Here is a 13,684-nt window from a genome sequence, read left to right as displayed (position 1 = left end):
CGCGGCTGTTCTGGCAAGCCTGAAAGCGAGTGTAAGTCGCAGCACGCGCACAGCGCGCTGCGATGTTCGGTGTGGAAGACGGGCATCGCCCGTACGTGCCCCCAGGAGGGGCGGTGCATCCATTCGATCGTTATGTCAGAGGGGAGAGTCATGAGCGCTTCTACGTTCCGTCGTACCCAATGCCGGGGGGCTCGTTCATGAGCCGCACGCTGGCGAAGTTCACCTCCAGGGCCATGTTTACGTTTGTCGGTGGCGTCCTGGTCATCAATCCCGCGTTTGCACAGGACGCGCCAACGCCCGCGCCCGTCGCCCAGCCGCAGGCCCAGCCCAGCCCGACACAGCTGGATACTGTGCAGGTCACCGGCATCCGCAACAGCCTCAGCCAGGCGATGGACATCAAACGTGACTCGGCCGGCGTGGTGGATGCCATCAGTGCCGAGGATATCGGCAAGTTTCCGGACACCAACCTGGCCGAATCGCTGCAACGCATCACCGGCATCTCCATCGAACGTCGTGATGGTGAAGGCGCGCAGGTCACGGCACGCGGCTTTGGCCCCCAGTTCAACATGGTCACGCTCAACGGACGGCAGATGCCGGGCGCAGATGCGTTCGGTGCCTCTGGGCAGGTCGCCATCGGCGGCGTCGACGGGGGTACCCGTGCCTTCAACTTCGCCCAGCTGGCCGCCGAATCCATCAATGGCATCGAGGTCTACAAGACCAGCCAGGCCAATGTCCCCAGCGGCGGTATCGGCGCCACCATCAACATCCTGACCGGACGCCCGTTCGATCATGACGGCACCGTCGCCAGCGCCGGTGCCAAGGTCGTCTCCGACCAGAGCCAGCCATTCGACAGCGACCTGACGCCTGAACTGTCCGGCATCTTCAGTTACAGCAACCCGGACAAGACCTTCGGCGTTGGCGTGAGTGCGAGCTACCAGAAGCGCAAGGGTGGCTCGGTGCAGGCCACCAACAACTACTGGAACATCCAGCCGTGGACCGGCACGATGCCCGGCAACCCGACCGTGGTCAATGCACCGGCGGTGGGCGCGCTTTACGGTCGTCCGAACGACCTTCGCTATGCGTTCTCCGAGTTCGAGCGTGAGCGCATCAATGGTCAGGCGGTGCTGCAGTTTGCGCCGACCGACGCGGTGACCCTGACCCTGGACTACACCTATTCGACGAACGAGATCACCGAGAATCGTGGCGAACAGGGCATGTGGTTGCAGAACAGCAACTACACCGATGTCACGTTCGACACCAGCGGTGCGGTTGCGACGCCGGTCTATATCCGTGAAATCGCGGGCACCAAGGATTTCGGGCTTGAGCAGCAGCGCAGCATGCAGAAGTACAAGCTGGGGTCCCTCGGCTTCAATGCACTGTGGAACGTCACCGACCAGTTCAAGCTGACCTTCGACGCGCACAATTCAAAGAACGAGAGCCGACCCAACGACCCGCTCACCGGCGGCGGCTCCATCTTCAGCAGCATCGCCGGCACCAACAACTGCACTACCGGGCCGCATTGCGGTGGGTCGTGGGTACAGGAGATGAACTTCAACAACGGCTTGCCCGTGGGCACCCAGGTCTGGTACCCGAGCACGGCCGATGCCATCGCCAAGACCAACGGCGTGGTCAACCCGGGCTTCGTGCCGGGCGAAATTGGTTCGCAGGTGCTGCGCATCAATTCGCAGACCCAGGTCAGCGAGATCAAGCAGGGACGCGTCGACGGTGAATGGAGCTTCGACCGGGGGCGCTTCCAGTTTGGCGTGGACTCCAGCAAGCAGACCACCCACCGGATCCAGGCCGCGGAGAATTACAACACTCTGGGCGACTGGGGCGTGGCCAACGTTGACGGGGATGTGGCCAACGGGCTGATGGACCTGCTGCAGCCGGTCAACATCGTCGGGTTGTTCAACGACTTCAATGCCAACAGCTTCACCGCCTGGCGCGGCGATGCGGGCCGCCTGGCGCAATGGGCCGCGGACAACTATGGCGCCAGTCTTGGCGTGAGCCCGCAGCGCGCCGCCGACAACCTGGTGGAAGAGAAGACCAAATCGGCCTATTTCCAGGTCGAGCTGGACGGCGAGCTGGGCGGCCTGCGCACCAATACCCGCCTGGGCGTGCGCTATGAGACCACCGATGTGGTGTCGACGTCGGTCATCGCCATCCCGGAAGCCATCGAATGGCAGTCCAACAACGACTTCCGCGTGGTGTTGTCCGATGAGCAGCAGCCGTTCACCGAGAAGAACAGCTACAGCTACATCCTGCCCAACCTCGATTTCAGCATCGACCTCATGGACGATCTGAAGGCACGCGTCTCGTTCGGCAAGAGTATCGCGCGCGCGCCGATCGGCAACCTCTACGCAGGCCCGACCGCACAGCAACCGTTTGGCTCGGTGCTGATCGATCCGTCTTCGCGGGCCAGCGGCACCGCACAGAACCCGCAGCTGAAGCCGCTGGAGTCGGACAACCTCGACCTGGCACTGGAGTGGTACTTCGCCGATGCGAGCTACGTGTCGTTGACGTACTGGAACAAGTCCGTCAACAACTTCATCGGCAACACCATCGTGCAGGAGAACCTGTATGGGCTGAGGGATCCTACCGCCGGCCCGGATGCGCAGGCCGCGTTGGCGTTCCTCAACAGCGGCGCCTGTATCACCCAGGTCGGCGCGGCCAATGCGGCGGCCTGCTCGGCCAACGATACGGCCCTGTTCACCGCGCTGGCCTTGCTGCGCAACAATCCGGCCGGACTGGGCGCCTACAACGGTACCGACGCGCAGGTCCTGGCCACCGAAGCGGCCTATGACCTGTACGGGGAGGGCGATGATCCGCTCTACCAGTTCAGCGTCAACCGTCCCATCAACCAGAACCAGGCAAAACTGCACGGTTGGGAGCTCGGGGGTCAGTACTTCTTCGGCGATACCGGCTTTGGCGTCCTCGCCAACTACACCCTGGTGGATGGCGATGTCGGCTACAACAACGGGGGCGACCCGGGCATCGACCAGTTCTCGTTGACCGGCCTCAGTGACACCGCAAACGCCGTGCTAATGTACGAAAAATATGGTTGGTCGGTGCGTTTGGCGTGGAACTGGCGCGACCAGTACCTGATCCTCGCCAACCAGGGGACCAGTCGCAATCCGTACTACGTGGAAGCGTATGAACAGTGGGATCTCAGTGTGAACTACACCCTGGATGATCACTGGTCGTTCGGTCTTGAGGCGATCAACCTGACCGGTGAGGACGTCCGTTGGCGCTCGCGCACCTCGCAGATGATCGTGAAGCTGGCTGACCAGAGCCCGCGTTACATGCTCGGCGTTCGTTACAGGTTCTGACGTGTGGGGGTGCCGCTGCCCTGGCAGCGGCACCCGTTCAAGGGTCCTGATGGGGTTGGAAGAACACCATGCCGCGTTACGAAATGCTCAACAACATCGCCCACCGCGATCTGCGCGTGGCCACCGATTTCGGGTCCGCGTTTGGCGATGCGGTCGGCATGGTGCCGGCCTACCCGAGCGAGTTCGCCGAACTGCAGCGCGAATACCCCATTTTCCTTCGCAGGGACGCCGCCACGGGTGAGTGGCAGTCCGTGGTCCTGCTTGGGTTTGAGCAGCACGAGAATCTTTACCTGCAGGACGGCCGCTGGAATGCGTCCTACCTGCCCGGGGCGGCGGCCAAGGGGCCGTTCCTGATCGGCTTCCAGGAAAACCGGATCGATGGCACGCTCACCCAGGAAGCGGTGCTGCACGTGGATCTGGATCACCCGCGCGTGACGGCGATGCAGGGCGAGCCGGTATTCCTGCCGCAGGGGGGAAACACACCTTATCTGGACCACATCGCAGGCGTGCTGCGCGGTATCCACGAGGGACACGCCTTCGGGGCGGCGATGTTTGCCGAGCTGGATGCTAAAGGCCTCATTCACCCGATCACGCTCGACGTGCAGGTTGCCCAGGAGCATCGGGTCGGTGTCAACGGCCTGCACGCCATCGACCGTGACCGGCTTGCCCAGCTGGACGGTCCGGCGCTGGCCGAACTCAATCGCGCCGGCTACCTGGAAGGGGCGTACCTGATGCTGGCGTCGCTGCACAACATGCGTCGCCTGATCGCAGAGAAACAGAAACGTCTGCGTCTGCAGGATGCCGCCGCTGCGGCGGGCAGGAACTGACCGGTGCTGGACGGCATTTCCATGCGGACACTGGAAGGTCTGGCACCTGGCGCGCTTCCGCTGGAGGCACTGGTGGCCGCCGGCGAGCCGGTGGTACTGCGCGGCATCGCGCGCGACTGGGCGCTGGTGCAGGCCGGGTTACGCTCCACGCAGGCGGCACTGGGCTATCTGCGCGGCTTCGAGGCAGGTGTGCCGGTCCCGTACTCCTACGGCGGGCCTGAGATCGAGGGGCGCCCGTTCTATAACGAGGATTTCACCCGGTTGAACGTCGAGGTCCGGCGCGGATTGTTGACGCAGGTGCTGGACGAGATAGAAGCCACCCTCGAGGCACCGCGGCCGCCCACCTACTATGTCGCGTCCTTGCTGATCGATCGAGCGCTGCCCGGGTTCGCGCAGCACAACGATGCCGGCCTGGCCGGGCAGGGCATCGACGCTTCGGCAAGCATCTGGATCGGCAACCGCGTGACCGCCTCCTGCCATTTCGACACGCCCGACAACCTGGCGTGCTGCGCCGTAGGTCGGCGCCGGTTCACGCTGTTTCCGCCGGAGCAGATCGACAACCTGTATCCCGGGCCGCTGGAACCCACCCCGGGCGGACAGGTAGTGAGCGTGGTGGATTTCGACCGCCCGGACTTCTCGGTCCACCCGCGATTCCGTGATGCATTGGCAAGCGCACAGACCGCCGAGCTGGAACCCGGCGATGCGATCTTCATTCCCAGCCTGTGGTGGCACCACGTGCGCAGCCTCGCGCCTTTCAATGTGCTGGTGAACTACTGGTGGCGCAGCTCGCCGGCCTTCCTGTCCTCGCCGCTACCGGCACTCCACCACGCGATGTGGGCCGTGCGCGACCTGCCGGCGCGCGAGAAGCAGGCCTGGGCAACGATCTTCGAGTACTACGTCTTCGGCCCGGGTGAGCGTGCAGGACACCACCTGCCCGACGCCGCCCGGGGCGACCTGGCACCGTTCGACGAGCCGCAGGCGCGCCGCATGCGCGCCCAGCTGCTGGCTCGACTCAACCGCTGATGGGAGCACCGCATTGAACGTGGCGAACACAACGCAAGGGCGCATCCGCAAGGTCGTCATCGCCGGTGGCGGCACCGCCGGCTGGCTGGCCGGCTGTGCGCTGGCGCACCAGTTCCGTGATCAGTTGGACATCACCCTGGTGGAGTCCGAGCAGATCGGCACGGTGGGTGTCGGCGAGTCGACCGTGCCCCCCATCCGCACGTTTCACCGTTTTCTGCAGATCGATGAGCAGGAGTTCCTGCAGGCCGTCGCCGGCACGTTCAAGCTCTCGATCTCGTTCGAGAACTGGCGTCGCCCCGGGGAACGTTTCATCCATCCGTTCGGCACGATCGGGCAGGGCACCTGGGCCACACCGTTCCACCATTTCTGGCTGGACAGCCTGCGCCGCGGCATGCCGTCGGACCTGGGCGATTTCTGCCTGGAAAGCGCGGCCTCGTGGCATGACCGGTTTACGCTGGAGACCCAGCCCCAGGTCAACTACGCCTATCACTTCGACGCCGGGCTCTACGCGAAATTCCTGCGCCGCAAAGCCGAAGGCCACGGGCTGCGACGGGTCGAAGGCAAGATCCGCGAGGTCCGCCAAGATGCCCACGACGGCTCCATTGCCTGCCTGGTGCTGGAAGACGGGCAGGTCATCGAGGGCGACCTGTTCATCGACTGCACGGGCTTCCGCGGCCTGTTGACCGAGCAGACCCTGCATACCGGCTATGAGGACTGGCACGAATGGTTGCCCAGTGATCGTGCCGTTGCGGTGCAGACCGCATCGGTCGCGCCGCCGGTTCCGTATACCCGCGCCATCGCGCACGAAGCCGGGTGGCGGTGGCATATCGCGCTTCAACACCGGGTCGGCTGCGGGCTGGTGTTCTCCAGCCGCCACATGTCCGATGACGAGGCGCACGCCAAGCTGCTGCGCGACGTTGATGGCCCGCCCCTGCGGGACCCCTGGCTGGTGCCGTTCCGCAGCGGGCGCCGGTTGAAGGCATGGAACAAGAACGTGGTGGCACTGGGGCTTGCCAGTGGCTTCATCGAGCCGCTGGAATCGACCAGCATCCACCTGACCATCAGCGCGGTGGTGCGCCTGATCCAGTTGTTCCCATCCGACGGCATCAGCCCGGCGCTGGTGGACCTGTACAACGAGGTCAGCCGGCAGGAGATGGAGCACGTGCGCGACTTCATCATCCTGCACTACCACGCCAACCAGCGCGACGAGCCGATGTGGAAGGCCTGTCGTGACATGGACCTGCCCGAATCGCTCGCGGTCCGGCTGCGGGCCTGGCGCGAACGTGCGCATGCCTGGCAGGACCCCGGCGAGCTGTTCCGGGTCGACTCCTGGACGAGCGTGCTGATGGGGCAGGGGATCCAGCCGGGACCTCCGCATCCGCTTGCCGCTGCCATCAGCGACGCGGACCTGCGCACGCTGTTGATGCGGATCCGCCAGCCAGTGGAGCAGGCGGTCGCGACGATGCCGTCGCAGGCAGCGTTCATCGAACGCTACTGCAGGGCGGCGCGGGACGTCTGGCCACGGGTCTCAGCCCTGGCATGACGGGGCAGCTCGCTGTTGCACAGAAATGGTAGCGCTACCTCCATACACCCACGGGATGAGATAGATGGATCTGGTTGCAGGAATCGATGCAGGTACGCAGAGTCTGAAAGTCGTGGTGTACGACCCTGCCGGGCGGCATCTCATCGCCAGCGCGAGCTCACCTCTGGAGCTGGCGTCCGCCGCCGATGGCAGCCGTGAGCAGCAGCCGGCCGCGTGGGTCGCCGCCCTTCAGGCCTGCTTCCGTGCGATCGATTCCAAGGTGCGTTCCCGCATCTCCGCGCTGGCGGTCTCAGGGCAACAGCACGGCTTCGTACCGGTCGACGCCGCGGGGGAGGTCCTGGCACCGGCCAAGCTGTGGTGCGACACCAGCACCTCGGCCGAGTGCGTGCAGATCATGGACGCACTCGGCGGACCCGCGCGCACGATTGCGCTGGCCGGCAACCCCATCCTGACCGGTTACACCGCGTCCAAACTGCCCTGGACGAAGACGCATCGGCCCGACGCCTACGCCCGGCTCGCAACGATCCTGCTGCCGCACGACTACCTCAACTTCGTGCTGACCGGCCAGCGCTTCTGCGAGTACGGGGATGCGTCGGGCACGGGCTGGCTGGACGTGCGCACCCGGACCTGGTCGGCCGCGCTGCTGCGCGCGACCGATCCGGCGCGCGACCTGGCCCTGTGCCTGCCGCGCATCGCCGCACCCGACGAGCTGTTCGCCATCGATCCGGCCACGGCGGGCGTACTGGGGCTTCCCGGGACGGTGAAGGTAGCGGTCGGCGGGGGCGACAACATGATGGCCGCCATCGGTACCGGCTGCGTCGTGCCCGGCCGCCTGGCGATGAGCCTCGGCACCTCGGGCACCTTGTTCGCCTACTCGGACACCCCCGTGGTCGATCCGGACGGCGCCTGGGCCGCGTTCTGCTCGTCCACCGGTGGCTGGCTGCCGTTGATCTGCACGATGAACTGCACCGTCGTGACCGAACAGGTCGCCGACGCCTTCGGTTTCAGCACCCGCTATGGCGATGGACACCTGCGGGCGACCTCGCCCGGTGCCGACGGCCTGGTGATGCTGCCGTTCCTCAATGGCGAACGCACGCCGGACCTGCCGCTGGGCAAGGGCGTTCTGGCGGGCCTGGACACGACGAACATGACCCCGGCGCACCTCTACCGCGCGGCCATGGAAGGCGCCACGTACAGCCTGAAGTATGGGTACGACGCTTTTGTCCGCGCGGGCATGCGGTTCGACCGCATCGTGCTGACCGGTGGCGGCAGCAACAGCGCGCAGTGGCGGCAGATGGTGGCCGATGTCTTCGGCCTGCCGGTGGACGTACCGACCCAGTCCGAGGGGGCGGCGTTCGGCGCGGCATTGCAGGCCCTGTGGGCACTGGGTCACGCACGCGGTGACGCTGCCTCCATCGCCGACATCGCGGACCGGCACGTTGCGGTCGACCCGCTGCAGTCCGCTCACCCTGATCCGATGCGTACGCACGCCTATGCCGCGGCCTATGCACGTTTCCTGCGACATCTCGACGCGCTCACGCCGCTGTATCGCGGCTGATCCCTTTACGCACCACCTCGCACAACGACAGGAAGACGCACCATGAGCAATCAACCCTTCATCGGCGCCAAGGAATACTTCCCCGGCATCGGCCGCATCCCCTTCGAAGGCCGCGGCTCGGACAACCCGCTCGCGTTCAAGGTCTATGACGCGAACAAGGTCATCGGTGGCAAGACCATGCAGGAGCATCTGCGTTTCGCGGCCTGCTATTGGCACACGTTCTGCAACGCCGGGCATGATCCGTTCGGTCCGGGCACCCGCAATTTCCCGTGGGAGACCGGCTCGCCGATGGCGACCGCCGAGGCGAAGGTGGACGCGGCGTTCGAATTTTTCACCAAGCTCGGCGTGCCGTACTGGTGCTTCCACGATATCGACCTGGCGCCGGATGCGGACGACGTCGGCCAGTACGAGAAGAATCTGAAGCACATGGTGGGCCTGGCCAAGGCGCGGCAGGATGCGACCGGCATGAAACTGCTGTGGGGCACAGCCAACCTGTTCTCGCACCCGCGCTACATGAACGGTGCGTCCACCAATCCGGATTTCGCCGTGGTGGCGCGCGCCGCCGTGCAGGTGAAGGCCGCCCTGGAGGCGACGGTTGAACTGGGCGGCGAACACTATGTGTTCTGGGGCGGCCGCGAAGGCTATGCCTCGCTGGCGAACACGCAGATGAAGCGCGAGGTCGATCACTTCGCGCGGTTCCTCACGATGGCGCGCGACTATGGCCGCAGCATCGGCCTGAAGGGCAACTTCCTGATCGAACCCAAGCCGATGGAGCCGATGAAGCACCAGTACGACTTCGACAGCGCGACCGTGGCGGGCTTCCTGAAGGAGCATGGCCTGCACAAGGACTTCAAGCTCAACATCGAGGCGAACCACGCCACGCTCTCCGGCCACACCTTCGAGCACGATCTGCAGGTCGCCTCGGACCACGGCCTGTTGGGCAGCATCGACGCCAACCGCGGCAACGCGCAGAACGGCTGGGATACGGATCAGTTCCCGACCGACCTCTACGACACCGTGGGCGCGATGCTGGTCGTCCTGCGGCAGGGCGGCCTGGAGGGCGGCCTGAACTTCGACGCCAAGCTGCGTCGCGAATCCACCGACATGGAAGACCTGTTCATCGCCCACATCGGCGGCATGGACGCGTTCGCACGCGGGCTGGAAGTGGCCCACGCGCTGCTCAACGACTCCCCGCTGGAACAGTGGCGCACGGCGCGCTACGCCAGCTTCGACACTGGTGCCGGCAAGGAGTTCGCGCAAGGCGCGCTCAGCCTCACGGACCTGGCCGCACTGGGTGCCAAGGGCGGTGAGCCCAACCAGACCAGCGGCAAGCAGGAACGCTACGAGAACCTGCTCAACCAGTACCTGCTGCGCTGAACGCGACAGCTCGCAGCGATGACACCGAACCGGGGAGGGGCAGGGCAATGAACCAGGCAGTGAGCGGTAGGGAGAACACCCGGCTGATCGTATTGATCAGCGTGGTGGCGACGATTGGCGGATTCCTGTTCGGCTTCGACAGCGGCGTGATCAACGGCACCCAGGACGGCCTGCACCAGACGTTCCGGTCAGGCGAGTGGATGCAGGGGTTCGAGATCGCCTCGATGCTGTTGGGCTGCGCCATCGGTGCCTTCAGCGCCGGGCGGCTGTCCGACCGCCTGGGACGCCGCAACGTGTTGATCGTCTCGGCGGTGTTGTTCCTGCTGTCGGCGATCGGGGCAGGCGCGGCGGCGTCCTCGACCCTGTTCATCATCGCGCGGGTGTTGGGGGGCTTTGCGGTCGGCGCAGCCAGTGTGATCTCGCCGGCGTACATCGCCGAAGTTGCGCCGGCGCGTTACCGTGGCCGCCTCGCGACGGTCCAGCAGATCGCCATCATCAGCGGCCTCACCGTCGCGTTCCTCTCCAACTATCTGTTGGCGGCCACCGCCGGTGCCTCGACCGAGGCGCTGTGGGGCGGGTACGCGGCGTGGCGCTGGATGTTCTGGATGCAGGCGGTGCCATCGCTGTTGTTCCTGGCGCTTCTGTTGACCATTCCGGAGAGCCCACGCTACCTCGTGGTGAAGCGCCGCAAGGACGAGGCGCTGCACGTGCTGACGCGGCTGTTCGGCGGTGCGGAGGCACAGGCCAAGCTGGCCGAGATCGACGCCTCGCTGTCGACGGACCACCATCGCCCGCGGCTGTCGGACCTGCGCAGCAAGGTCACCGGGAGGATGCGGCCGATTGTCTGGGTCGGCATCGGCTTGGCCATCTTCCAGCAACTGGTTGGCATCAACGTGGTGTTCTACTACGGCGCCGTGCTCTGGCAAGCGGTCGGTTTTTCCGAGAACGACGCACTGCTGATCAACGTGCTGTCTGGTGCGCTCAGCATTGGCGCCTGCGTCGTCACCGTGCTGCTGATCGACCGCATCGGGCGCAAGCCGCTGCTATGGATCGGCTCGGCCGGCATGTCGGTGTCGTTGGCGCTCCTGGTGGTCGCCTTCGCGAGTGGCTCGCTGGTCGATGGGCGCCTGCAGCTGCCCGGGAGCATGGGCACGCTGGCGCTGGTGGCGGCCAATGCCTACGTGGTGTTCTTCAATCTTTCCTGGGGGCCGGTGATGTGGGTGATGCTGGGCGAGATGTTCCCCAACCAGATCCGCGGCTCGGCACTGGCCGTGGCGGGTGCGGCGCAATGGACCGCGAACTTCGCGGTCACGGTGACGTTCCCCATCCTGTTGGCCGCCATCGGGCTCGCGGCGACCTACAGCCTCTACCTGGCCTCGGCCATCATCTCGGTCTTCTTCGTGCTCAGGTACGTGCGCGAAACCAAGGGCAAGGAACTGGAGCAGATGGAAGGATGAACACGATGACGAATCGACGCCTTGCCCACGCCCGCCGTGGCGTGCTGCTGGCCGCGCTGATGGGGGTGTTGGCTGCCTGCGGGAACGATGACAAGGCCGTTGCACCGGCGGCGGCCGATCCGGATCCGTGGCCGCAGGTGGCCTGGCCACTGCCCCAGGATGGCGCGCTGGACAAGCGGATCACCGACCTGATGGACACCATGACGGTGGAGGAAAAGGTGGGTCAGCTGGTGCAGGGTGACATTGCCAGCATCACGCCGGAGGACCTCCGCACCTACCGGCTCGGCTCGATCCTCGCGGGCGGCAACTCCGATCCCGGCGGCCGCTATGATGCCTCGCCGGCCGAATGGCTGGCGCTGGCCGATGCGTTCTACGCAGCTTCGATGGACACCTCGCAGGGCGGCAAGGCGATTCCGGTGCTGTTCGGCATCGACGCCGTCCACGGGCAGAGCAATATCATCGGCGCGACCCTGTTCCCGCACAACATCGGCCTGGGCGCGACCCGTAACCCGGAGCTGCTGCGCCGTATCGGTGAGATCACCGCGCTGGAAACCCGTGCGACGGGCATGGAGTGGGCGTTCGCGCCGACCGTGGCAGTACCGCAGGACGACCGCTGGGGGCGTACCTACGAGGGGTACGCCGAGTCGCCCGAGGTGGTGGCCAGCTATGCCGGCGCGATGGTCGAGGGCCTGCAGGGCAAGGTGGGCTCGCCAGGCTTCCTTGACGGTCGCCATGTCATCGCGTCGGTCAAGCACTTCCTCGGTGATGGCGGCACCACCGACGGCAAGGACCAGGGCGATACCCGGATCAGCGAGGCCGAGCTGGTGCGCATCCACGCGGCCGGGTATCCGCCCGCCATCGCGGCGGGCGCGCAGACGGTGATGGCCTCCTTCAACAGCGTCAACGGCGAAAAAATGCACGGCAACAAGCCGTACCTGACCGATGCGCTGAAGGGGCGCATGCACTTCGGTGGTTTCGTGGTGGGCGACTGGAACGGCCACGGGCAGGTCAAGGGCTGCACCACCACCGATTGTCCGGCCACGATCAATGCCGGCCTGGACATGGCCATGGCGTCGGACAGCTGGAAGGGTTTCTACGAGACCACGCTGGCCGCGGTGAAGGACGGCTCCCTTCCCCAGCAACGCCTGGACGACGCAGTGCGCCGGATTCTGCGGGTCAAGATGCGGCTGGGCCTGTTCGAGGCGGGCAAGCCATCGTCGCGCGCGGTCGGTGGGCAGTTCGCACTGGTCGGTGCGCCGGAGCATCGTCAGGTTGCACGCCAGGCGGTGCGCGAATCGCTGGTGCTGCTGAAGAACCAGGGCGGCGTGCTGCCGCTGTCGCCGAAGCAACGCATCCTGGTGGCCGGTGACGGTGCCAACGACGTGGGCAAGCAGGCGGGCGGCTGGACGCTGAACTGGCAGGGCACCGGCACCACCCGCAAAGACTTCCCGAACGCGGACACGATCTACGAGGGCATTGCGCAGCAGGCCACGGCCGCTGGCGGCGAAGCGCAGTTGGCGGTGGATGGCGCTTACACCACGAAACCGGATGTGGCCGTGGTGGTGTTCGGCGAGAACCCCTATGCGGAGTTCCAGGGCGATCTGGCGACCCTTGCCTACAAGCCGGGGGACGACGCGGATCTGGCGTTGATCAAGCGGCTCAAGGCCGACGGCATCCCCGTGATCGCGGTGTTCCTCAGCGGACGCCCGCTCTGGGTGAATCGTGAGATCAACGCCGCCGATGCCTTCGTGGCGGCCTGGCTGCCCGGTTCGGAAGGTGCCGGCATTGCCGATGTGCTGCTGCGCAGGCCGGATGGCAGCGTGCAGCACGACTTCAAGGGCAAGCTGAGCTTCAGCTGGCCGCGCACCGCGACGCAGTACGCCAACAATGTCGGGCAGAAGGACTACAACCCCCTGTTCGCCTTCGGCTTCGGCCTGACCTATGCCGACAACGGCGATCTGGCCGCGCTGCCGGAAGCCTCGGGCGTGACGGGCAACGAAGGGGCCGCCGGGGTGTTCTTCGCGCGCGGGGATGCCGGCTCCGGCATGGCCCTGCGGTTGGAGGGCAGCGCCGGGCAGGGGGTAACCGTCACGCAGGTGCCGGAATCCCTCGAGGGCGACCTGCTGAAGGTCACCGGCGTGGATCACCTGGCACAGGAAGATGGTCGCCGTCTGGCGTGGTCGGGCAAGGGTGAGGCGATCGTCGCGCTGCAGTCGCACACGCCGCTGGACCTGCAGCGCGAGAGCAACGGCGACCTGATGCTGTTGACGACGATGCGCGTCGACGCCGCACCCCAGGGCGAGGCGTGGTTGTCCGTGGGCTGCGGCACGGGTTGTTCGGCACGCGTCGCGCTCGGACCGGCGCTGGCAACGCTGCCCGTGGGCCAATGGACCCGCGTGGGCGTGCCCTTGAAGTGTCTGGCGGCGGCCGGCGCGGAGGTCGGCAAGCTGGATCGCCCCTGGTCGCTCGGGACGGCAGGCGCGATGACGCTCTCGGTGTCACGCGTTGCCCTGGGCGCCTTGAATGAAGCGGAGGCCACCATCGCATGCCCCGGCGCGTGACGATGCGGC

General features: G+C 66.1%; 8 protein-coding genes. All 8 read left to right on the top strand.

All coding sequences use genetic code 11. The features are described 5' to 3' along the window. Positions 1-197: 197 nt before the first annotated feature. The 8 genes from ABE546_RS01230 (at position 198) to ABE546_RS01195 (ending at position 13,675) form a co-directional block, all read left to right on the top strand. Positions 198-3,329 carry a TonB-dependent receptor gene (locus ABE546_RS01230; protein WP_346462371.1) on the top strand — a complete coding sequence of 1,044 codons (3,132 nt, stop codon included), beginning with the start codon at positions 198-200 and terminating at the stop codon, positions 3,327-3,329. A gap of 68 nt (positions 3,330-3,397) precedes the next feature. After that, entirely contained in the window at positions 3,398-4,156 is a 759-nt protein-coding gene (locus ABE546_RS01225) for a SapC family protein (RefSeq protein ID WP_313209774.1), read from the top strand. 3 nt (positions 4,157-4,159) lie between these two features. Further along, a complete protein-coding gene (locus tag ABE546_RS01220) occupies positions 4,160-5,179 on the top strand; it encodes a cupin-like domain-containing protein (RefSeq protein ID WP_346462369.1) in 1,020 nt (339 codons plus the stop codon). 13 nt (positions 5,180-5,192) lie between these two features. Continuing rightward, complete coding sequence (locus tag ABE546_RS01215) at positions 5,193-6,722, top strand: tryptophan halogenase family protein (RefSeq protein ID WP_313218406.1); 1,530 nt, start codon at positions 5,193-5,195, stop codon at positions 6,720-6,722. Positions 6,723-6,786: 64 nt separating this feature from the next. Beyond that, a complete protein-coding gene (xylB, locus tag ABE546_RS01210) occupies positions 6,787-8,280 on the top strand; it encodes a xylulokinase (protein ID WP_346462367.1) in 1,494 nt (497 codons plus the stop codon). Positions 8,281-8,322: 42 nt separating this feature from the next. Then, entirely contained in the window at positions 8,323-9,657 is a 1,335-nt protein-coding gene (xylA, locus tag ABE546_RS01205) for a xylose isomerase (RefSeq protein ID WP_313209767.1), read from the top strand. 47 nt (positions 9,658-9,704) lie between these two features. Beyond that, the gene (locus ABE546_RS01200) at positions 9,705-11,114 is read left to right on the top strand and encodes a sugar porter family MFS transporter (protein ID WP_313209765.1); all 1,410 of its coding nucleotides are present in this window, start codon (positions 9,705-9,707) and stop codon (positions 11,112-11,114) included. Then, positions 11,111-13,675: an exo 1,3/1,4-beta-D-glucan glucohydrolase gene (locus ABE546_RS01195; protein ID WP_346462365.1), complete on the top strand. Its 2,565-nt coding sequence runs from the start codon at positions 11,111-11,113 to the stop codon at positions 13,673-13,675. Before ABE546_RS01200 ends, ABE546_RS01195 begins: the two co-directional genes overlap by 4 nt. The last annotated feature ends 9 nt before the right edge of the window (positions 13,676-13,684 follow it).

The sequence above is a fragment of the Stenotrophomonas sp. TWI377 genome (genome assembly GCF_039674525.1).
Classification (GTDB): domain Bacteria; phylum Pseudomonadota; class Gammaproteobacteria; order Xanthomonadales; family Xanthomonadaceae; genus Stenotrophomonas.
The sequence above is the reverse complement of the archived record's forward strand: the minus strand, read 5'-3'. Positions and strand labels throughout refer to the sequence as shown.